Source organism: Burkholderia sp. IDO3, from assembly GCF_003366075.1.
Taxonomy (GTDB): domain Bacteria; phylum Pseudomonadota; class Gammaproteobacteria; order Burkholderiales; family Burkholderiaceae; genus Burkholderia; species Burkholderia anthina.
The window spans coordinates 738,611-760,155 of record NZ_CP028964.1 but is presented as its reverse complement, the minus strand read 5'-3'; the positions used below and the strand labels follow the sequence as shown (position 1 = coordinate 760,155).

General features: G+C 68.1%; 21 protein-coding genes. 15 read left to right on the top strand and 6 right to left on the bottom strand.

Annotation, left to right across the window (positions count from 1 at the left end; genetic code table 11):
• Positions 1-14: 14 nt before the first annotated feature.
• The 4 genes from DCN14_RS35140 to DCN14_RS35120 all read right to left on the bottom strand — a co-directional run bounded on the left by DCN14_RS35140 (position 15) and on the right by DCN14_RS35120 (position 3,962).
• Complete coding sequence (locus tag DCN14_RS35140) at positions 15-506, bottom strand: winged helix-turn-helix transcriptional regulator (protein ID WP_006749694.1); 492 nt, start codon at positions 504-506, stop codon at positions 15-17.
• Positions 507-593: 87 nt separating this feature from the next.
• Positions 594-1,994: an aspartate aminotransferase family protein gene (locus DCN14_RS35135; protein ID WP_096504634.1), complete on the bottom strand. Its 1,401-nt coding sequence runs from the start codon at positions 1,992-1,994 to the stop codon at positions 594-596.
• A 168-nt stretch (positions 1,995-2,162) separates the two neighbouring features.
• Complete coding sequence (locus DCN14_RS35125; protein ID WP_096504630.1) at positions 2,163-3,089, bottom strand: glyoxylate/hydroxypyruvate reductase A; 927 nt, start codon at positions 3,087-3,089, stop codon at positions 2,163-2,165.
• 12 nt (positions 3,090-3,101) lie between these two features.
• Complete coding sequence (locus tag DCN14_RS35120) at positions 3,102-3,962, bottom strand: GNAT family N-acetyltransferase (RefSeq protein ID WP_096504628.1); 861 nt, start codon at positions 3,960-3,962, stop codon at positions 3,102-3,104.
• Positions 3,963-3,984: 22 nt separating this feature from the next.
• Between DCN14_RS35120 and DCN14_RS38220 the strand changes: the two genes are divergently transcribed.
• From DCN14_RS38220 to DCN14_RS35055, 13 genes are all read left to right on the top strand, one after another.
• Positions 3,985-4,431, top strand: a complete 447-nt coding sequence (locus tag DCN14_RS38220) for a hypothetical protein (protein ID WP_162826283.1) — start codon at positions 3,985-3,987, stop codon at positions 4,429-4,431.
• Positions 4,428-5,096 (top strand): haloacid dehalogenase type II, encoded by a 669-nt coding sequence (locus tag DCN14_RS35110; RefSeq protein ID WP_096504624.1) that lies wholly within the window; start codon positions 4,428-4,430, stop codon positions 5,094-5,096. The genes DCN14_RS38220 and DCN14_RS35110 overlap by 4 nt, the downstream gene beginning before the upstream one ends.
• Before the next feature lie 124 nt (positions 5,097-5,220).
• On the top strand, positions 5,221-5,727 hold the full coding sequence (locus DCN14_RS35105) for a hypothetical protein (RefSeq protein ID WP_096504622.1): 507 nt from the start codon (positions 5,221-5,223) through the stop codon (positions 5,725-5,727).
• Between the two features lie 110 nt (positions 5,728-5,837).
• Entirely contained in the window at positions 5,838-7,421 is a 1,584-nt protein-coding gene (locus DCN14_RS35100; RefSeq protein ID WP_096504620.1) for an ABC transporter substrate-binding protein, read from the top strand.
• A gap of 79 nt (positions 7,422-7,500) precedes the next feature.
• Positions 7,501-8,454, top strand: a complete 954-nt coding sequence (locus DCN14_RS35095) for an ABC transporter permease (RefSeq protein WP_096504618.1) — start codon at positions 7,501-7,503, stop codon at positions 8,452-8,454.
• 30 nt (positions 8,455-8,484) lie between these two features.
• Complete coding sequence (locus tag DCN14_RS35090) at positions 8,485-9,444, top strand: ABC transporter permease (RefSeq protein WP_096504616.1); 960 nt, start codon at positions 8,485-8,487, stop codon at positions 9,442-9,444.
• Positions 9,444-11,309 (top strand): ABC transporter ATP-binding protein, encoded by a 1,866-nt coding sequence (locus tag DCN14_RS35085; protein WP_096504614.1) that lies wholly within the window; start codon positions 9,444-9,446, stop codon positions 11,307-11,309. Before DCN14_RS35090 ends, DCN14_RS35085 begins: the two co-directional genes overlap by 1 nt.
• Before the next feature lie 140 nt (positions 11,310-11,449).
• Complete coding sequence (locus DCN14_RS35080) at positions 11,450-12,784, top strand: FAD-binding oxidoreductase (RefSeq protein WP_172441899.1); 1,335 nt, start codon at positions 11,450-11,452, stop codon at positions 12,782-12,784.
• 143 nt (positions 12,785-12,927) lie between these two features.
• Positions 12,928-13,347 (top strand): AraC family transcriptional regulator, encoded by a 420-nt coding sequence (locus DCN14_RS35075; protein ID WP_096504826.1) that lies wholly within the window; start codon positions 12,928-12,930, stop codon positions 13,345-13,347.
• Between the two features lie 92 nt (positions 13,348-13,439).
• Entirely contained in the window at positions 13,440-14,174 is a 735-nt protein-coding gene (locus tag DCN14_RS35070) for a cupin domain-containing protein (RefSeq protein ID WP_096504612.1), read from the top strand.
• 2 nt (positions 14,175-14,176) lie between these two features.
• Positions 14,177-15,502: an FAD-binding oxidoreductase gene (locus tag DCN14_RS35065; protein WP_096504610.1), complete on the top strand. Its 1,326-nt coding sequence runs from the start codon at positions 14,177-14,179 to the stop codon at positions 15,500-15,502.
• 87 nt (positions 15,503-15,589) lie between these two features.
• Positions 15,590-17,059, top strand: coding sequence for an aldehyde dehydrogenase family protein (locus DCN14_RS35060; protein WP_096504608.1), 1,470 nt, complete (start codon positions 15,590-15,592; stop codon positions 17,057-17,059).
• Positions 17,060-17,128: 69 nt separating this feature from the next.
• Positions 17,129-18,316 (top strand): M20 aminoacylase family protein, encoded by a 1,188-nt coding sequence (locus DCN14_RS35055; RefSeq protein WP_096504606.1) that lies wholly within the window; start codon positions 17,129-17,131, stop codon positions 18,314-18,316.
• A gap of 276 nt (positions 18,317-18,592) precedes the next feature.
• On the opposite strand, the gene DCN14_RS35050 is transcribed toward DCN14_RS35055, so the two are convergent.
• Positions 18,593-19,648, bottom strand: coding sequence for an NAD(P)/FAD-dependent oxidoreductase (locus DCN14_RS35050; RefSeq protein ID WP_096504604.1), 1,056 nt, complete (start codon positions 19,646-19,648; stop codon positions 18,593-18,595).
• A gap of 413 nt (positions 19,649-20,061) precedes the next feature.
• On the opposite strand from DCN14_RS35050, the gene DCN14_RS35045 reads away from it, so the two are divergent.
• Both DCN14_RS35045 and DCN14_RS35040 read left to right on the top strand, forming a co-directional pair.
• Positions 20,062-20,769, top strand: a complete 708-nt coding sequence (locus DCN14_RS35045; RefSeq protein ID WP_096504602.1) for a succinate dehydrogenase iron-sulfur subunit — start codon at positions 20,062-20,064, stop codon at positions 20,767-20,769.
• A 28-nt stretch (positions 20,770-20,797) separates the two neighbouring features.
• Positions 20,798-21,133 carry a cupin domain-containing protein gene (locus DCN14_RS35040; protein WP_096504600.1) on the top strand — a complete coding sequence of 112 codons (336 nt, stop codon included), beginning with the start codon at positions 20,798-20,800 and terminating at the stop codon, positions 21,131-21,133.
• Between the two features lie 15 nt (positions 21,134-21,148).
• On the opposite strand, the gene DCN14_RS35035 is transcribed toward DCN14_RS35040, so the two are convergent.
• On the bottom strand, positions 21,149-21,538 hold the full coding sequence (locus DCN14_RS35035) for a carboxymuconolactone decarboxylase family protein (RefSeq protein WP_096504598.1): 390 nt from the start codon (positions 21,536-21,538) through the stop codon (positions 21,149-21,151).
• Between the last annotated feature and the right edge of the window lie 7 nt (positions 21,539-21,545).

Genomic DNA, 21,545 nt, shown 5'->3' with positions numbered 1-21,545 from the left:
CCACGCGCCGTTCGTCAGTGGCGTTCGCCGAACAGCGATTCGAGCGGGTAGTGCCGTTTGACGAACGGCGACTTGATGATCACGTAGCTGAAATACTTCTCGATGCCGATGTTCTGTTCGAGCAGCCCTTCGACGATCGTCTGGTAGTGGCTCACGCTGCGCGTGATGAACTTGAGCAGGTAGTCGTAGCCGCCGCTCGCAAGATGGCACTCGACGATCTCGTCGACGTTGCGGATCGCCGCGACGAAGCGGTCGAAGTCCTCGCGCCGGTGGTCGGCCAGCGTGACCTCGGTGAACACGACCTGCACGTCGCCCAGCTTTTCGAGCTGGATGTGCGCGCCGTAACCGCCGATGTAGCCGGCTTTTTCCAGCCGCTTCACGCGGATCAGGCACGGACTGGGCGACAGCCCGACCGCATCGGCCAGTTCGACGTTGGTCATGCGGCCGCGCTTCTGCAACTGGGAAAGGATGCGCAGGTCGATGCGATCCAGCTTGCTGTCCGTCATGTTTACGTGAGAGGGAAAAAAATGGAATGTCCGGTTACTTTAGAGTCGAACGATGGCGGCCACAAGCCCGGCTTTCCCTTGCAGGGCTCAGGCCGGCTGCGCGTGCGCGGCGTCGAGCGTGCGCTGCACGCCCGGGTCGGCCAGCACGTCGTCGAGCGTCTTGCGCACGCGCTCGAACATCAGGTCGAACTCGCCCGCCGTGAAGCTCAACGCCGGCGCGAAACCGAGCGTGCCGTCGCCGAACGCACGAAACACCACGCCGTTCGCGTAGGCCGCCGCGGCGATCTTGTCGGGCACGTTCAGCGCGGCGTCGAAGCGCGTCTTGCGGGCCTTGTCGGCCACGAGTTCGAGCGCGCCGAGCAGGCCGGCCGACCGTGCGTCGCCGACGAGCGGATGCGCGCGCAGCGCGTCGAGGCCCGCGGCGAAGCGCGGCGCCATCGCCTGGCCGTTCGCGAGCAGCCCGCCTTCGTGATACAGCTTCAGCACTTCGAGGCCGATCGCGGCGCTGACCGGATGCGCGGAATACGTGTAGCCGTGCCCGACCACGGCCGAATCGGCGCGGCTGCCGGCGATGCCTTCGTAGATTTCGTCGGACATCAGCACCGCGCCCATCGGCGCATAGCCGGCGGTCAGCCCCTTCGCGACGGTCATCAGATCCGGGTCGACCTGTTCGGTCTCGCACGCGAACAGCGGGCCCGTGCGGCCGAAGCCGGTGATGACCTCGTCGGCGACGAACAGGATGCCGAGGCGCCGGCATGCGTCGCGCATCGCCTTCAGCCAGCCGGCCGGGGGCACGATCACGCCGCCGGAGCCTTGCACCGGTTCGCAGAAGAAGGCCGCGACGTTGTCCGCGCCGAGTTCCGCGACCTTCGCTTCGAGCGCCGCGACCGACGCGGCGATCAGCGCCTGCGGATCGTCGCCGAGCGGATGGCGGTACGGGTAGGGCGACGGAATGTGATGCTGGTCGGCGCGCGGCAGGTCGAAATGACGGTGGAACGCGGGCAGCGCGGTGAGGCCCGCACCGATCGACGACGAGCCGTGATAGCCGCGTTCGAGCGCGATCATCTGCTTCTTCGACGGGCGGCCGGTCGCATTGAAATAGTGCGTGATGAAGCGCACGGCGGAATCGACCGCGTCCGAGCCGCCGAGCGTGAAGTACACGCGGTTCAGCGACGGCGGGGCGAGCGCGGCGAGCCGTTCGGCCAGCTCGATCGCCGGCTGCGAGCCGAAATGGAAATAGCCGGTCGCGTACGGCAGCTTCGCCATCTGCTCGGCGGCGGCTTTCACGATGCTGTCGCGGCCGTAGCCGACGTTCACGCACCACAGGCCCGAGAACGCATCGAGCAGCGTGTTGCCGTCGCCGTCGCGCAGGAACACGCCGTCGGCGGATTCGAGCACGGTGACGCCGCGCGCTTCATGCGCGCGATAGTTGACGACGGGATGGATCAGGTGTTGACGATCGGCTTCGATCAGTGCGGCTTGGTTCATGGCGGGCAGGATTCTCGTCGGGGGTCAGCGGTGAGTTCATGCTACCGGGCGAGCATGCCGCACGCGCCTTCAATTTGCAGTCTGAAACGTACGAACGCGGTGTTTGTGCGGGGCGCTTCGGCATTTTCTGCTGCGCGCCCCGCGGGGCCGTGTGCGCGCGTCGGCGCGTCAGTAACCGCGCACGCGATCGACGACGCCGATCATCGGCTGGCCCGCGCGATGGCGCGCGAGATTCGCGAGGACGGCGTCGACGGCCGTGTCGGGCCGCGTCGCGCTGGCGATGTGCGGCGTGATCCGGATGCGCGGATGCGCCCAGAACGGGTGGCCCGCCGGCAAAGGTTCGGGGTCCGTCACGTCGAGGATCGCGCTGTCGAGCCGGCCGCTCGCGAGCGCCGCGAGCAGCGCGGCCTCGTCGAGTTGCGGGCCGCGCCCGACCTGCACGAGCGACGCGCCGGCCGGCAGCGCATCGAACACGCGCGCGCCGAGCAGCCCGCGCGTATCGGCCGTGAGCGGCAGCAGGCAGATCAGGATGTCGCTGCGGGCGAGGAACGCATCCAGCGCCGCGTCGCCCGCGTAGCAGTCGATGCCGTCGAGCGTGCGTGGCGTGCGGCTCCAGCCCGCGCACGGGAAACCGAAGCGCCGCAGCGTGTCGAGCACGGCCTGGCCGAGGGTGCCGAGCCCGAGCACGCCGACGCGCCGCGACGCGGCCGCGCGCACGGGCTTCTCGCGCCACACCTGTTCGCGCTGCTGCGCCGCGTAGTCGAACAGGTCGCGGTGGATCGTCAGCACCGCCTGCGTCACGTACTCGACCATCCCTTCGACGATGCCCGGCTCGATCATCCGCACGACCGGAATGCGGGCCGGCACGCACGACAGGTCGAACTGGTCGATGCCGGCACCCACCGAGAACACGACTTCGAGATTCGGCAGCAGCGCGACCGGATCGTCGGGCGGCTGCCACGCGGCGAGATACCGGACGGCTTGCGCGTCACCGATGTCCGGCCAGATCCGGAACGGAAGGTCGGGGGCGAGCTGCGCGAAACGCCGCGCCCATTGCGCGCCGCGCACCGGATCGGCCTTGTAGAGGAAGCTCATCGGGCGCCTCGCTCAACCGAGGGCCTGATTCACGATCGCGAACGTGCGCAGCGCCGGGTCGCGCGCGGGCGCCGCGCCGCGCACCATCGCGACGACGGTATCGACGCGCGGCAGCCCGAGCCCCTGCAGCCAGTCCGACAACCCGCTGTCGCCCGGCACGTCGAGCCGCACGAACATCCCTTCGTGCAGCGCGAGCCAGTGACTGATCAGCGCCTGCGCGCGCAGCGCGTCCGGCGCGACCACCGGGCCGATCACGTGGCCGCGGCCGAAGCGGCGGAACAGCGCGAAGCCGAGCAGTTCGCCGTCGCGGTCGAGCGCGATGCCGTTCGCGACGCCGAGCAGCGCATCGATCACCGCGTCGCGCGGATAGCCTGCCGCGCGCGATGCGAGCGCCGCGAGGCGCGGGCCGTCGTTCGTGCCGAGCGGGCGCAGGCGCTCGCCCGGCGGCAGCGAGATCAGCGGCGGCTGGAACGCGGCGCCCTGGTGCTGGTCGATCGTGCCGATCGCTTCGAAGCCGAATTTCACGTAGAGCGGTTCGCCGGACGGCGTCGCGTGCAGGAAGATGGTGCGCGCGCCGAGACTGTCGACGACGCGCGCGAGCAGTTCGCGGCCGATGCCGCGGCCCTGGCGCTCGGGCGACACGATCACCATGCCGAGCGATGCGTGCGCGTCGCCGAAGCGCCAGCCGAGCGCGGTGCCGACGATGCCGGCTTCGTCTTCGGCGACGAAGCCGCTGCCGAGCTGGAGCGCGAAGCGCCAGTCGTCGAGCCGGTGCGGCCACTTGACGGCTTCCGACAGGCGATGCGCGGCGGGCAGGTCGGCTTCGGCGAACGGACGATAGATAAGCGTGCGGGAAGGGTTGAGATCGGACACGCCGGACTCCGGATGGGTAGGAATGACGCATTCACTCTGCCAGCGCCGCCGCGGCTCGGATAGGACGATTCGCCTGTTTTCCGGCGGCGACGGCCGCGCGCGCGAGATCGACGCAAACCGGCTCGATTCGCGCGCACGAACGCGCGCATCGTGCCGGCGCGGCCCGTCGATCCGGCAGCGCCTGCTGTGGGAGCGGGACTACGATGAAAGCGCCGGTATCGCCGCCGCTTGCCGGCGAGCCGCACCGGCCGGCCGCGGCACCCGCTTCCCGAAGCCCGCCGGCCGGCGCGGCCGCACTACGCCGGATCGCACCGCAGATCGTGCCGTGCAGCGCGCCCAACACGCGGCGATTCTGCGTTTTGGGCGGCGCCGAACGACGCGCACCGGGTTTTTTGCCTTGATTCAATTTCGTACAACCCAGCCCGTCCCCGGCCCTGCCGGGGCTTCACACCGACAGGACGCATCATGATTCAGTTTGAACCGAAGTTCATCACTTTCGACTGCTACGGCACGCTGACCCGCTTCCAGATGGCGGACCTGGCGCGCGAGATCTATGCGGAGCGGCTGTCGCCGGTCGCGATGGAGGACTTCGTGCGCGCGTTCGCCGCCTATCGGCTCGACGAAGTGCTCGGCGCATGGAAGCCGTACCGCGACGTCGTCGTCAACGCGATCCGCCGCACCTGCGCGCGCGTCGGCGTGACGTTCGACGAAGCCGAGGCCGAGCGCTTCTATCACGCGGTGCCGACGTGGGGCCCGCATCCGGACGTGCCGGCCGGGCTGTCGCGACTCGCGAAGAAATACAAGCTGGTGATCCTGTCGAACGCCATGGACGAGCAGATCATGAGCAACGTCGACAAGCTCGGCGCGCCGTTCCATGCGGTGTTTACCGCGCAGCAGGCGCAGTCGTACAAGCCGCGCATGCAGGGTTTCGAATACATGTTCGGCAAGCTCGGCTGCAAGCCGGAGGACGTGTTGCACGTGTCGTCGAGCCTGCGCTACGACCTGATGACGGCCGAGGATCTCGGGATCAAGCACAAGGCGTTCGTGAACCGCGGCCACGAGCCGGGCACGCCGTTCTACAACTATTACGAAGTGTCCGACATCGGCCATCTCGCGACGCGGCTCGGGCTGTAAGCGACCCGTCGGCCGCGCGACGCCGCGTCGCGCGGTTTGTTGCGACTCCGCTGCCGGCTTGCCGCGCTGCCCGGGAAAACCCGCGCACGCGGCCGGGCGCGGGCGCTGGAACGTCACGCGCACCTTGCGCGTCGTGCCGCGCGGCGGTCGCGGTTCTTCGGCACTTGCGGCGCGCTTCCGTGGATCGATCGTGGACCGATCGCGAATCGTCCCGGATCGTCCGCAGATCGTCCGCGCCGAATTCGATCGTCTCTCCGGCCTCCGGTGCGAACGCGCCGGCGTCACGCGCAAAGCACGTCACGTCCCGCTCCTTCATGTTGCGCCCGCCAGTGCGCGCCAGGCATTCGAACCTGCCGGTCGCGAACGCGTCGCGCATGCGCGCGGGTTTGTACGCGTGCAGCACGCGCGCAGGTTCGGCGCCGGCCGTGCGTGGGCTGTCGCATCGGCCGGCTTCGATGGAACAGGCAATCTTCCGACGAACGTTTCGACCGCGCGCCCGCGCCCCTTCGCCGGGCAAACGGCGCTGCGCCGGGGCACGCAGCAAATCATGCTGCGCAGGCGGCTCAAAACGGTCGAATCGTATCGTGCAGCCGCCCCGAATCGCGACAACCCGCATTTTGGCGATGCTTAAATGAACGCCATACGCATGACGTTGCATTCGCTACCAGCAGGCGAAAGCGGCGGATTTATCGAACCACGCTGGACCCCAGGACCCACTTTCCACAGTCAGGAGCAGTTCGGATGAACGACGATATCGACAACGGCGGCACGGGCGGTTTCACGCGCCGCGACATGATGCGGGTCATGGCGGCGAGCGGCATGATGGCCGTCGGTGGCGGCGGACTGCTGATGGACGCGCAGTCGGCCTTCGCCGCGCCGGCCCCCAAGCGCGGTGGCAAGATCCGGGTCGCGAACGAATCGAGTTCGACGGCCGATACGCTCGACCCGGCCAAGGGCTCGACGGGCGCCGACTACATCCGCTTTTTCATGTTCTACAGCGGCCTCACGCAGCTGGATCAAAGCCTCACGCCGCAGATGAACCTCGCCGAGTCGCTGCACACGACCGACGCGAAGACCTGGATCATCAAGCTGCGCAAGGGCGTCACGTTCCACGACGGGAAGTCGGTCGGCCCGGCCGACGTGGTGTATTCGCTGATGCGCCACAAGAACCCGGCCACCGCGTCGAAGGTCAAGACGCTCGCCGACCAGTTCGCCGATGCGAAGGCGAGCGGCCCCGACGAAGTCACGCTCGTGCTCGCCAGCGCGAACGCGGACCTGCCGGTGATTCTCGCGACGCCGCAGCTCGTGATCACCAAGGACGGCACGACCGACTTCGCTACCGGCATCGGTTGCGGCCCGTACAAGCTGAAGTCGTTCAAGCCGGGCGTGTCGACCGTCGGCGTGCGCAACGACAGCTACTTCAAGCCGGGCATGCCGTACCTGGACCAGATCGAGCTGATCGGCATCACCGATAGCGCCGCGCGTCTGAACGCGCTGCTGTCGGGCGACGTGCACCTCGTGAACGCAGTCGATCCGCGTTCGACGCAGCGTGTCGCGTCGACGTCCGGCTATGCGCTCAGGGAAACCAAGTCGGGGCTCTATACCGACCTGATCATGCGCAGCGAAAACCCGATCACCGCGAACCCCGATTTCGTCGAAGGGATGAAGTACCTGTTCGATCGCGAACAGATCCGCACGGCAGTGTTCCGGGGCTATGCGGTGATCGGCAACGACCAGCCGATTCCGCCGGGCCATCGCTACTTCAACGCGTCGCTGCCGCAGCGGCCGCACGATCCGGACAAGGCGAAATTCCTGTTCCAGAAGGCCGGCGCGCTGGGCGTTTCGCTGCCGCCGATCTACGCGACGTCCGACGCGAACGGCTCGGTCGAGATGGCCGTGCTGATGCAGCAGGCCGGCCAGAAGATCGGGCTGAACCTGCAGGTGAACCGCGTGTCGGCCGACGGCTACTGGTCGAATCACTGGATGAAGCATCCGCTCGGCTTCGGCAACATCAACCCGCGCTCGAGCGCCGACGTGCTGTTCACGCAGTTCTTCAAGTCGGACGCGCCGTGGAACGAGTCGGGCTGGAAGAACGCGAAGTTCGACCAGTTGCTGCTCGCCGCGCGCTCCGAGACCGACGATGCGAAGCGCAAGCAGATGTACGGCGACATGCAGGTGATCGTGTCGCAGCAGGGCAGGATCGGCATTCCGGCGTTCATCAGCTTCCTCGACGCGTACGACAAGCGGCTCGCGGGCCTCGGCTCGATCCCGACCGGCGGGATGATGGGTTTCATGTTCGCCGAGTACGTGTGGTGGAACGCTTGACGCAGCGACGTATCGCTGCCGCGCGGCCGGTACGGACAACCGCTCCGGCCGCGCGCGACTTTTCCGGGAGTGCCGTTTCATGAACCGAATCCTCATCGGGCTGATCGGCCGGCGCATCGCGGTCACCGCGCTGACGCTGCTGATCGTGTCCGCGATCGTCTTCACGATCACGAACCTGCTGCCGGGCGATGCCGCGCAGGCCGCGCTCGGCCAGTCCGCGACACCGGAAACGGTCGCCGCGCTGCGCCAGCAGTTCGGTCTCGACATGCCGGCGCACGTGCGCTACGTACACTGGCTCGCCGGCTTGCTGCACGGCGATTTCGGCCGGTCGCTGTCCGGCGACATGCCGGTGTCCGAGATGATCGGCGGCCGGCTGCCGAAGTCGCTGGCGCTCGCCGCGATCACGACCGCCGTATCGGTGCCGATCGCGCTGCTGCTCGGCATACTCGCGGCCGTCAAGCGCGAGTCGGTGGTCGATCGCGTGATCAGCCTCGGCACGCTGTCGCTCGTCGCGACGCCGGAATTCCTGATCGCGACGGTCGCCGTGCTCGTGCTCGCCGTGAAGCTGCACTGGCTGTCCGCGCTGTCGTACAGCGGCCCGATCGAGAGCTTCCACGACTTTCTGCGCGCGTACGCGATGCCGGTGCTGACGCTGTGCGCGGTCGTGATCGCGCAGATGGCGCGGATGACGCGGGCCGCGGTGATCGAGCAACTGAGCGCGTCGTACGTCGAGATGGCCGTGCTCAAGGGCGCGAGCCCCGCGCGCGTCGTGCTGCGTCATGCGCTGCCGAACGCGATCGGGCCGATCGTCAATGCGGTCGCGTTGAGTCTGTCGTACCTGCTCGGCGGCGTGATCGTCGTCGAGACGATCTTCAACTATCCGGGCCTCGCCAGCCTGATGGTCGATGCCGTCGGCAACCGCGACTTCCCGCTGGTCCAGGCGTGCACGCTGATCTTCTGCGTCGCCTATCTGATGCTCGTGCTGTTCGCCGACCTCTGCTCGATCGTGTCGAACCCGAGACTACGGACCTGAATGGTCCGTCCACCTTCCGAGATGCCGCCCATGCACCCGACCGAACCCGTTCATCGCAGCAGCGCGCTGCCGCCGTCCGGCGAGCCGCGCTCGCCGTGGGGTGGCGCGACGCCGCCCGCCACGCCTTCCCCCGACCAGCCGCGCAAGCGCCGCGCCGCACGCATGAAACTGACGACCGGCGGCCGCGTCGGCCTGGCGATGGTCGGCCTGATGCTGTTCATCGCCGTGTTCGCGCCGCTGCTCGCGCCGCACGACGTCGGCGCGATCGTCACGCAGGACGTGTTCGCGCCGTTCGGCGGCAAGCTGCCGTTCGGCTCCGACTTCCTCGGCCGCGACATGCTGAGCCGCATTCTGTACGGCACGCGGCTGACCGTGCTGCTCGCGCTCGCGGCGGTGCTGCTCGCCGCGGTGACCGGCACGACGCTCGGGCTGCTCGCCACGGTGTCGGGCCGCGCGGTCGACGAGACGATGAGCCGGCTGCTCGATGCGCTCACGTCGATTCCGTCGAAGATGTTCGCGCTGATGTTCGTCGCCGCGTTCGGCTCGTCGCTGCCGCTGCTGGTCCTGACCGCCGCGGTCAGCTACATGCCGGGCTCGTACCGGATCGCGCGCGCGCTGGCGGTCAACATCAGCACGCTCGAATTCGTGCAGGTGGCGAAGGCGCGCGGCGAAGGCGCGCTGTACATCGCCTGCGTCGAGATGCTGCCGAACATGATCCATCCGATGCTCGCGGATACCGGCCTGCGGTTCACGTTCGTCGTGCTGCTGCTGAGCGGCCTCAGCTTTCTCGGGCTGGGCGTGCAGCCGCCTTACGCGGATCTCGGCTCGCTCGTGCGCGAGAACATCGCGAGCCTCGGCGACGGCTCGGCCGTCGCGATCATGCCCGCGGTCGCCATCGCGATCCTGACGGTGGGCGTCAACCTGATGATCGACGGCCTGCCGCATCGCGGCCGCCGCAAGGGCGCGGCCGGCGCCGCCGGAGGACACTGATGCAACACGAATCGAACCCGCTCGTCGAGGTGCGCGGGCTGCGCGTGGTCGGCGGCCGGCCGGGCGGCGAGGAAACGACGATCGTCCACGGCGTCGACTTCGACATCCGGCGCGGCGAAGTGCTCGCGCTGATCGGCGAGTCCGGCTCCGGCAAGACGACGATCGCGCTGTCGCTGATGGGCCATGCGCGCGCCGGCTGCCGGATCGCCGGCGGCTCGGTGAAGCTCGGCGGCACGGACGTCTGCACGCTGTCCGCGTCCGCGTTGACCGCGCTGCGCGGCCGCAAGGTCGCGTACATCGCGCAGAGCGCCGCGGCCTCGTTCAATCCGTCGCGGACGATTCTCGACCAGGTGATCGAGAGCGCGCTGATCCACAAGACGCTGACGAAGCGCGACGCGCAGGCGAAGGCGGTCGAGCTGTTCCGCGCGCTCGCGCTGCCGGAGCCGGAGACGATCGGCAAGCGCTATCCGCACCAGGTGTCGGGCGGGCAGTTGCAGCGCCTGATGGCCGCGATGGCGCTGATCACCGATCCGGAGCTCGTGATTCTCGACGAGCCGACCACCGCGCTCGACGTGACCACGCAGATCGACGTGCTGCAGGCGTTCAAGAGCGTGATCCGGCGTTACGGGATGAGCGCGGTGTACGTGTCGCACGACCTGGCGGTGGTCGCGCAGATGGCCGACCGGATCGTCGTGCTGAGCGACGGTGTGATCCGCGAGGCGGGCGATACCGAACAGATCCTGCATGCGCCGGCGCATCCGTACACGCAGAGCCTGATCGCGGCGGTGACGCCGGGCGACGCCGAGCGCGACGCGAAGCCGGCGCCTGCCGCGCCGGCGCCGCTGCTCGACGTGCGCGGCGCGATCGCCGGGTACGGCGGCCGCACCGCGAAGGGCTGGCCCGCGAAAGTGATCCTGCACGAAGTGGACCTGCGCATCGGGCGCGGGCAGACGGTCGGCGTGATCGGCGAATCGGGCTCCGGCAAGACGACGCTCGCGAAGGTGATCGCGGGCCTCGTGCCGGCGACGGGCGGCGAGATCCTGCTCGACGGCGAGCCGCTCGCGCGCGATATCGTCAAGCGCACCAAGGAGCAGCACCGCCGTGTGCAGATCGTGTTCCAGAACGCCGATACCGCGCTCAATCCGGTGCATACCGTCGAGCGCACGCTGGCCCGGCCGCTGGCGTTCTATCACGGGATCAAGGGCGCGCGGGCGCGGCAGCGCGTCGCGGCGCTGCTCGAGCTCGTGCGGCTGCCGCAGGCGGTGGCCGGGCGGCGTACCGGCGAGCTGTCCGGCGGGCAGAAGCAGCGCGTGAACCTCGCGCGCGCGCTCGCGGCCGAACCCGACCTGATCCTGTGCGACGAAGTCACGTCGGCGCTCGATACCGTGGTTGGCGCCGCGATCATGGATCTGTTGCGCGACCTGCAGGCGAAGCTCGGCGTGTCGTACATATTCATCACGCACGACATCGCGAAGGTGCGCGCGATCAGCGACGACATCGTCGTGCTGTATGCGGGCCGCCGCGTCGAAACCGGCAGCCGCGACGCGCTGTGCGCGCCGCCGTACCACCCGTATTCGCACCTGCTCGTGTCGTCCGCGCCCGAACTGCATGCGGGCTGGCTCGACGTTGCCGCCGAGCGCTGCCACCGGCCGCTGGTGCCGATCGGCGGGAGCGCGGACGACGCCGAGCTGTGCCCGTTCCTCTCGCGCTGCGCGATGCGGGTGGACGGCGTATGCAACCGGACGGCCCCTGCGTTGCGTACGCTCGAAAACGGCGCGCAGGTGCTGTGCCATCGCAGCGAGGAAGACCTCGTGCGCTTCCAGGCGGAGCCGGTGCAGGCCGGCGTCGCGCCGGTGCGGCTGTAGCGCGCGCCGCGCCGGCCGGTCTCGCGCGTGTCGCGGCGGCCGGCGCGCCGCAGAGTCTGCTGCGGCGCGCGTGCAAAACGGCGATTTGTGCGCGTGCCGTGCGCGAATACGCGGCAACTGCGGTTTTTGACGGTGATTAAATGAATCTCATTGAACGGTCGCCGATCGTCGTCGCCGGAAGGCAAGAGAAGAATCCGATGAAATTCGAATCGTACTGGCTGGATACCCGCCCCGCGTTTCGCGCCGGCTGCGAAGGCCCCGTCGAAGGGCGCGCCGACGTGGTCGTGATCGGCGGCGGCTTCACCGGCCTGTCGGCGGCGCTCGCGCTCGCGCAGCGCGGCGTATCGGTGGTCGTGCTCGAAGCCGCGCAGATCGCGGGCGAAGCGTCCGGACGCAACGGCGGCCAGTGCAATACGGGCGTCGCGCAGGACTACGCATCGCTTGCCGCGCGGATCGGCCCCGAACAGGCGAAGCAGTTCTATCGCGCGTACGAAAGCGCGGTGAAGAGCGTCGAGACGATCGTCGCCGAGCACGCGATCGACTGCGATTTCCGGCGTACGGGCAAGTTGAAGCTCGCCGCGAAGCCGCAGCATTTCGCGGGGCTCGCGAAGACGTTCGACGCGTTGCGGCGCGACGTCGATCCGGACATCGAACTGATCGAGCCGTCGCGGATCCGCGATGAAATCGCGTCCGACGGTTTCTACGGCGGCCTCCTGCAGCGCAACGGCGCGCAGATGCACATGGGCAAGTTCGGCGTCGGGCTGGCGCAGGCGGCCGTGCGCGCCGGCGCGCGCGTCTACGAGCAGGCGGCCGTCACGCGGCTGGACCGGCTGGAAGGCGAGCGCCACGCGATCACCTGCACGCGCGGCACGATCGTCGCCGACCGCGTGCTGGTCGCGACCGGCGCGTCGCAGCACGGCCCGTTCGCGTGGTTCCGGCGGCGCATCGCGCCGGTCGGCAGCTTCATCGTCGTCACCGAGCCGCTGCCCGACGCGCAGTTGAACAGGCTGTTCCCGCATCGTCGCGCGTACGTGACGTCGCGCCAGATCGGCAACTACTTCCGCGTGACGCCCGACAACCGGCTGCTGTTCGGCGGACGCGCGCGCTTCGCGATGTCGAGCCCGCGCTCCGACGCGAAAAGCGGCGACGTCCTGCGCGCCGGCATGGCCGGCTATTTCCCCGAACTGGCCAACGTGCGGCTCGATTACTGCTGGGGCGGGCTGGTGGACATCACCGCCGACCGGCTGCCGCGCGCGGGCCAGCACGACGGGCTTTATTACTCGATGGGCTACAGCGGCCACGGCGTGCAGATGTCGGTGCACATGGGCCGCGTGATGGCCGACGTGCTGTATGGCGCGGTGGCCTCGAATCCGTGGCGCGAGCTCGACTGGCCGGCGATACCCGGCCATTTCGGGCACGCGTGGTTCCTGCCGTTCGTCGGCGCGTACTACCGGGTGCAGGATTTCCTGCACTGAAGCGAGCGCCGGGGAGGATTCAACATGAAAGCGCGTTTCGTTTGCCCGTTCGCCGGCGTTGCCGCGCGGGCCATGATCCTGCAGGCGGCGGCATGAGGACTGCGGGCATGCTCGACCTGTTTCACGATTCGGCCGAAGACGCGATGCCACGCACGGCGCGTGTCGCGCGCCCCGTCTCGCCGGCGATCGGCGAGGTGCTGCGCACGATCGACGCGTCGTTCGCGCAGCCGCTGAACCTCGACACGCTCGCGGCAGTGGCCGGGCTGAGCGTGTCGCGTTTCACCGCGCGCTTTCGCAGCGAAACCGGGTTGTCGCCGCACCGGTATCTGTGCCTCGTGCGCGTGCGGCGCGCGCAGGACCTGTTGCGCGCCGGGCTCGCGCCGTCGGTCGTTGCCACCGACGTCGGGTTCTTCGACCAGAGCCATCTGTGCCGGCATTTCCGGCGCGTGCTCGGGATCACGCCGCGCGATTACGTGATCGCGCGACCGGGTGGCACGCCGGCGCGCACGCCGTCGACGCGCACGCGCACCGAACACCGCGAAGCGTCGTGTCACGCCGCGTAGGCGCCAAGCGTGAACGGCGTGCACGCCCGAGGGATTTCCGATATCGCGCGACGGCTTTCAATCTTGCCGCCGCGCACTGCACAGGAGCAGAAATGACCGCAGTATTCGTGTTGCACCATGCAGACGGCTCACCGTCTTCCACCGCGTTCCGCACACAGGCGTTCGGCGGGAACGATCCTTTTGCACAACATCGGGAGATCGCGTGGGAAGGGCCCGACGCGATGGCCGCGGGGCGCATCCGTTTCGCCGGCGCGCTCGACATCCCGGATTATCCGCACATCGAAACCCTGGTCGTCGTCGAAGGCGAGTTGACGCTCGAGGCAGCCGGCGCCGCCCCGTGGGTGCTGCGGCCCGGCGAGGGCGTCGTGATCGGCCGCGGCACGGCGCTGCGCGTGAACGCCGGGTCGCCCGTGCTGTTGACGTTCTGCGCGGCCGTGTGCGCGCAACCGACGAAGCACGGCCTCTTTCCGCTGCGCGCCGATGCCGACTTCAAGCCGTCGTCGTCGCTGCCCGCGGACGTGCTGCTCGGCCCCGCGCCGCAATGCCGCAGCGACAACGTGTTCATCGACGACGGCGCCGGGTACAGCGCGGGCACGTGGGATTCGACGCCTTATCACCGGATCGTCCGCCCGCATCGCGTGAACGAATTCATGTTCCTGCTGGACGGCGGCGTGCGCTTCGCGGCACCCGACGGCAGCGTGCTGTCGCTCGGCGCCGGCGACGCGCTGTTCGTGCCGCGCGGCGCATCGATCGGATGGGAAAGCAGCGAACGCGTGGCGAAGTTCTACGTCGTGCAAAACGTCACCGTATCAACCGAACGAGACTGACCATGTCCCCTCCGCTGCGCCATATCGAAACCTCGCCCACGCCGCCGGCATCGGCCGACGTCGTCGTGATCGGCGGCGGCATCATCGGCGTTTTCACCGCTTACTACCTCGCCCGGCGCGGGGTATCGGTCGCGCTGGTCGAGAAGGGCCGCATCGGCGCCGAGCAGTCGAGCCGCAACTGGGGCTGGTGCCGGCAGCAGAACCGCGACGCGCGCGAGTTGCCGATGGCAAGCAAGAGCATCGATCTGTGGGAGCGATTCGCCGTCGAATCCGGCGAAGACACGGGCTTTCACCGTTGCGGGCTGCTGTATCTGAGCAATGACGAGGACGAGCTGTCGCGCTGGGCCAGTTGGGGCGAGTTCGCGAAGACGGCCGGCGTGACGACCTACATGCTCGACAGCAAGCAGGCCGGCGAGCGCGGGCACGTCACGGGCCGGTCGTGGAAAGGCGGCGTGTTTTCGCCGACCGACGGCACGGCGGACCCGGGCAAGGCCGCGCCGGCCGTGGCCGCCGCATTGATGAAGCTGGGCGGCAGCGTCCACCAGCACTGCGCGGCGCGCGGGATCGAACTCGCGGGCGGGCGCGTGAGCGGCGTCGTCACGGAAGCCGGCGTCATCAAGACCAAAACGGTCGTGCTGGCCGGCGGCGCGTGGGCGTCGTCGTTCTGCCGCCAGCTCGACATCCGCTTCCCGCAGGCGTCGGTCCGCCAGTCGATCCTGAGCGTGTCGCCCGTCGCCCAGCTGTTGCCGGACGCGCTGTATACCTCCGGCGTGTCCGTGACCCGGCGCAGCGACGGCCGCTATGCGCTGGCGATCAGCGGCCGCGCGCGCGTCGACCTGACGCCGCAGTTCCTGCGCTTCGCGCCGCAGTTCGTGCCGATGTTCGCGAAGCGCTGGCGCAATCTGATGCCGGGCGGCCTCGAAGGGGTGCGCGGCGGCCACGAAACGCTGAAGCGCTGGCGCCTCGATGCGCCGACGCCGATGGAGGCGGTTCGCATTCTCGATCCGAAGCCCGACATGTCGGCGGTCAACGAAACGTATCGCCGCGCGGTCGAACTGCTGCCCGAGCTTCGCGAAGCCACGATCACGCATGCATGGGCCGGATTCGTCGACAGCACGCCGGACGGCGTGCCGGGCATCGGCGAAGTGCCGGGCGTGCCGGGGCTGATTCTCGCGGCGGGCTTTTCGGGGCACGGCTTCGGAATCGGCCCGGGCGCCGGGCACCTGATCGCCGATCTCGTCACCGGCGCGCCGCCGCTCGTCGATCCGGTGCCGTATCGGCCTGGCCGTTTCGCCGACTCCGCGTGGGGCAAGGTCGCCGATTTTTGATGTGCGGCCGCGACCGCGGTGGCGGCGCCCGAACGATGCGCTTCGATTCGAAGCGCACCCGTGGTATCGACTCAAGGACATCCTGCAATGCATTCATCCGTCAGTTCACTGCTTCATCGCCTGAAGCAGGCCGGCAGGCTCGACCGGTTCTTCATCGATGGCGACTGGGTCGTGCCCGGCGGCGGCGAGCGGTTCGCGGTCGTCAGCCCGTCCACGGAAGACACGTTATGCGAGATCCCGCTCGGCAACGCACGCGATGCCGACCGCGCGGTGCAGGCCGCGCGCCGCGCGTTCGAACGCTGGGCCGCGACGCCGCCGCACGAGCGCACCGCGCTGCTCGACCGCGTGCATGCGCTGATCCTGGCGCGCGCCGAGCTGTTCGCCACCGCGCTCGCGATGGAAATGGGCGCGCCGCTCGGCTATGCGCGCAGTGCCCACGTGCCGCTCGCGGCCGAACATATCCGCGTCGCGCGCGACAATCTCGCCAGCTACCCGTTCGCGTCCCGGCGCGGAACGACGGCGATCGTCCGCGAGCCGATCGGCGTGTGCGCGCTGATCACGCCGTGGAACTGGCCGATCTACCAGATCACCGCGAAAGTCGGGCCGGCGCTTGCCGCTGGGTGCACCGTGGTGCTCAAGCCCAGCGAGCTGTCGCCGCTCAGCGCGCTGCTGTTCGCGGAAGTGATCGCCGACGCGGGCGTGCCTGCCGGCGTATTCAACCTGGTGAGCGGCAGCGGTGACGCGGTGGGCGCCGCGCTTTCGTGCCATCCGGAGGTCGACATGGTGTCGATCACCGGGTCGACGCGTGCGGGCGTGCTCGTCGCGCAGGCGGCCGCGCCGACCGTCAAGCGCGTCGCGCAGGAGCTCGGCGGCAAATCGCCGAATCTCGTGCTGCCCGATGCGGATCTGGCGCGCGCGATCGCGCCGGGCGTGGCCGCCGCGTTCCGGAACATGGGCCAGTCGTGCAGTGCGCCGACCCGCATGATCGTGCCGCGCGACATGCTGCGCAGCGTCGAGGCGCTGGCCGTCGCGGCAATGGAGCAGATGGTCGTCGGCGATCCGTTCGACGACGCGACGACGCACGGGCCGCTCGCCAATCGCGCGCAGTTCGGCCGGGTCGCGCAGATGATCGACGCGGGCCTCGACGAACGCGCGACACTCATCGCCGGTGGGCCCGGACGGCCCGCCGGTTTCGACCGCGGCTTTTATGCGCGGCCGACGATTTTTTCCGACGTTCGCACTGACATGACGATCGCGCAGCAGGAGATCTTCGGTCCGGTGCTCGCGATCCTCCCTTACGACACCGTCGACGAAGCCGTCGCGATCGCGAACGACACGGTCTACGGGCTGGGCGCGCACGTGCAGGGCGCCGACAAGGAACGCGCGCGCGCGGTGGCGGCGCGCATCCGGTCGGGCCAGGTGCATTTGAATTACCCGGCGTGGGACCCGCAGGCTCCGTTCGGCGGCTACAAGCAATCGGGCAACGGCCGCGAGTACGGGATCGAGGGCATGGAGGAGTACATGGAGATCAAGTCGATTCTCGGCTTCTACGACTGATGCCACCGCTGCACGCGAACGCGGCAGCCGTGCAGAATGGAACCCGTCTGCTTTCCGAAGGTGCCTGAATTGGACAATCCCATCATCCCCGAGACGTCGCTGGACGCGCATCGCGCGCACTGGGCGACCTTGCGCCGCGATCTGCACGCGCATCCGGAGCTGCGCTTCGAGGAACACCGGACGGCGAACGTCGTCGCGCGCGAGCTCGAAGCGCTCGGCTATGCGGTGTCGCGCGGGCTGGGCGGCACGGGCGTCGTCGCGAGCCTGCCCGGCGCCGATCCGTCGCGCGGAATCGTGCTGCGCGCGGATCTGGATGCGCTGCCGATCCACGAAGCGAACGACTTCGCGCATGCGTCGTGCACGCACGGGATCATGCATGCGTGCGGGCACGACGGCCACACCGTCATGTTACTCGGGGCCGCGCGCATCCTGAAGGATTTGCCGCAGTTGCCGGGCTCGGTCCACTTCGTGTTCCAGCCCGGAGAAGAGGGCGGCGCGGGTGCGCGCAAGATGATCGACGACGGGTTGTTCGAGCAGTTTCCGACCGAAGCGGTGTTCGGCATGCACAACTGGCCCGGGTTGCCCGCCGGGCAGTTCGGGTTGCGCACCGGCCCGATCATGGCCGCCGGCTCCCGGTTCAGGATCACCGTGACCGGCAAGGGCGCGCATGCGGCGCAGCCGCACCTGGGCATCGATTCCGTCCCGCTCGCCTGTTCGATGGTGCTGCAATGCCAGACCATCGCGGCGCGGCACAAGGATCCGGTGGATCCCGCCGTCATTTCCGTGTGCATGTTCCATGCGGGAACCACGGACAACGTCATTCCGGACAGCGCCGAGCTGCGCGGCACGATCCGCACGCTGTCGTCGGCGTTGCAGCAGCAACTGCAGCGCGACGTTCAGCGCACGTGCGAGGCGCTGGCGCATGCGTATGGCGCGCAGGTCGACGTCGAGTTCTTTCAGTACTACCCTGCGACGGTCAATACGCCGGCCGAGACGGCATGCTGCGAAGCGGTGATTCGCGACACGTTCGGCGACGAACGCCTGCATCGCGACGTGCCGCCGAACATGACGTCCGAAGACTTCGGCTTCATGCTGGAGGAACGGCCCGGCGCGTACGTGCTGATCGGCAACGCGCCGGCCGGAGCAGCCGCGCCGGCGCTGCATCACCCGAAGTACGATTTCAACGACGAGATCATTCCGGCCGGGGTGCGGTATTGGGTGGCGCTGGCGCAGCATTACTTCGGGAGATTGACGTGATCTTGCCGGTGCGGCGGGCGAGCCAGCCGGATTAACGAACGCCCGAAGGAAATATCCAAGGGCGTGCGGATCGTAATCCTTAACAATGCTCACCGCGAAAGGCTGCGGACGGTGTGCCAGCACCGGGGCGATTCCGGTTCGGGACAATCGTCGAAACCCGCAACGCGACTTCGCGAAAGCGCATGACACGCTCGCATCGACAAGCTGCGTCGCCGTTCGCGTCACACTCGGGCCGGTCGATCCCGGTCGGGCGCGACGCCATCCCGGACGGCTCCGCTAAGGATGAGCGGCGGCCACGCGCTCGGCCAGCTTGGCGTCGTAGCTCGAATGTACATGCACGCGTTTCTTGTCGGGGAATGCATACGTGTATGCCTTGCGCAGCGCAAGCGACGCCTCATGGAACCCGGACAGGATCAGCCGCTGCTTGTTCGCGTAGCCGGCGATGTCGCCGGCCGCGAATATGCCGGGCCGCGAGCTTTCGTAGTACGACGTATCGACGACGATTCGTCCAGCCTGCACGTCGATCCCCCAGTTGGCGATCGGGCCGAGCGTCGCGACGAGGCCGAACAACACGAGCAATTGATCCGCGTCGAGACGCACGGAACCGCCAATCTGTCGAACCTCGATCGAATCGAGCCGCCCCTCGGGCGCATTCAACGCGGCGATCGTGCCAACCACGAAATCGATCTCGCCCGCCGCGACCGCCTGATGTAACCGGATGACGCTCGAGTCCATCGCGCTGAAGCCGTTGCGTCGATGGACGAGCGTGACGTGCCGCGCGGCCGAACGCAGCGCCAACGCCCAGTCGAGCGCAGCGTCACCGCCGCCCGCGACCACGACGTTCTTGCCGGCAAATTCGTGTATGTCGGCGACGCTGTAATGGACGCACCGGCCTTCGAGCGCCGCAGCGTCGTCCAGGGCCAGCCGTTGCGGCACGAATGCGCCGTTGCCGGCGGCAATCAGGATCGCGGCGGCGTCGAACGCCTGCCCCTTGTCGGTGCGGGCAAGCCAGCGCCCGCCCTCGAGCGGTTCGAGCGTCTCGATGCGCTCGCCGAGATGCATCGGGGGATCGAATGGACGGCATTGTTCGACGAGTCGATCGACGAGATCGCGTGCGGTGCATGATGGAATGGCGGGGATATCGTAGATCGGCTTGTCCGGATACAGTTCGATGCACTGGCCGCCGGGGCGCTCGATCCCGTCGACGATCCGGCATGAGAGTCCGATCACGCCCGCCTCGAACGCGGCGAATAGCCCCACCGGCCCCGCGCCGACGATGAGCACGTCGGTTCGCAGAGGCGTCGGGATCGGCAATTTTTCCGAAGATGTCATGTGTATTCCCCATGCATGCCGTGCGAGACGAAACGTCGTGCCGGCGGCTTTTCACATACCGGGCCGGTGCCGCGCTTGCAAGGACGCCGTTACAGTGCGCATCGACATTCCACGCTCTGTCAGCATAGGAAACGCACGCGCACGGCTGCAAGCACGGTCCGATCCGGCGTCGTACCGTTGCAATCGTCAATTTGTATCATGTTGTGATATAAATACAATGTTTTGACATGGAGCAAAACTCTCCGGTTTTCTTTCGATAGTGTGAGCGCCGATGGCCTCCGGTTCGATGCGGTTTCAGCTGCCATATGATTCGGCCCTTTCCCCGGATTGCCGCCGGCCGTCGTTTGGCCTGCGTAGCCTGAAACAGGAGAAACGCGTGCGCGGAATGTGCGATCCCTCAAAGGAGGACCCTCGTGAGCGATACGAGAACATTCGAAATCTACCGCTACGATCCTGACCGTCACGCGAAGCCGTACATGCAAACGTACGAGCTCGAGACCGCCCCGAACGACCGGATGTTGCTGGATGTGCTCGTTCGGCTCAAGGCGCGGGACGAGACGCTGAGCTTTCGGCGGTCGTGTCGCGAAGGCGTCTGCGGCTCGGATGCGATGAACATCAACCGCAAGAACGGACTTGCCTGCGTCACCAACCTCAACGACCTGCCGCGTCATACGGTCTTGCGTCCGTTGCCCGGATTGCCCGTCGTTCGCGACCTGATCGTGGACATGACCGCGTTCTTCAAGCAGTATCACTCGATCAAGCCCTACCTGATCAACGACACGCCCCCGCCCGAGCGCGAACGGCGCCAGTCGCCCGAGGAGCGGGATCTGCTCGACGGCCTCTACGAGTGCATTTTATGCGCGTGCTGTTCCAGCGCGTGCCCGTCCTATTGGTGGAATCCGGACAAATATGTCGGTCCCGCCGGGCTTTTGCAGGCCTATCGCTTTCTGGCCGATTCCCGCGACGAAGGGACGGGCGAGCGGCTTGACAACCTTGACGATCCATACCGCCTGTTCCGGTGTCGGACGATACTGAATTGCACGGACGTTTGCCCCAAAGGCCTCAATCCGGCCAAGGCGATCTCCGAGATCCGGGCGATGCTTGCGCGCCGGACGATCTGAATGCCGTTAACCGAAGAGGGAGGTTGCGATGGCAATGCCACGGGCAACGCAAGGTGAACTGATCGACGTGCGGCCGCTCGGTGATGCATTGCCGGGATCGAAATCCGTCACCCTCATGCGCTCGGATCATCTCGAGGTCGTTCGACTCGTACTCCCGGCCGGAAAACACATCCCTGAACACAGCGCGCCGGGGGAAATTACCGTGCAGTGCCTTGAAGGTGTCGTCAAGTTCGGCACCGGCGCGGGCACCCGGCTGATGCGCAGCGGGGACATGCTGTTCCTGCTGGCCGGCGAGCCGCATTGGCTCGAGGCGGTGGAAAACACCTCGGTGCTGGTGACCCTTTATCTCCCGCATGGCCGATAGGTCGGCGCGCATCGCCTACTTCAGCGCACCTTCCGCCACCAGTACTTCGTGCGCGGCCTTGAACGCGCTGAGCCCGTGCGGAATGCCCGAGTAAGCGGTCGCGTGCAGCAGCGCCGCCTTGATCTCCTCGACGCTCACGCCGTTGTTGAGCGCCCCCTTGACGTGCAGCTTGAGCTCGTTGGTATGCCCGCCGGCGGTGAGCATCGCGAGGTTCAGCAGGCTGCGCGTCCTGCGATCGAGCGTGTCGTCGCCCCAGGCCCATCCCCATGCCCACGCGGTGGTCGCGCGCTGGAACGACATCATGAATGCGTCGGCCTTTTCCATCGACGCATCGACATACTCGGGGCCGAGCACTTCGCGGCGAATCGGCAACCCCTTCTGAAACAGCGCATCATCTTCGTTCATGATTGAA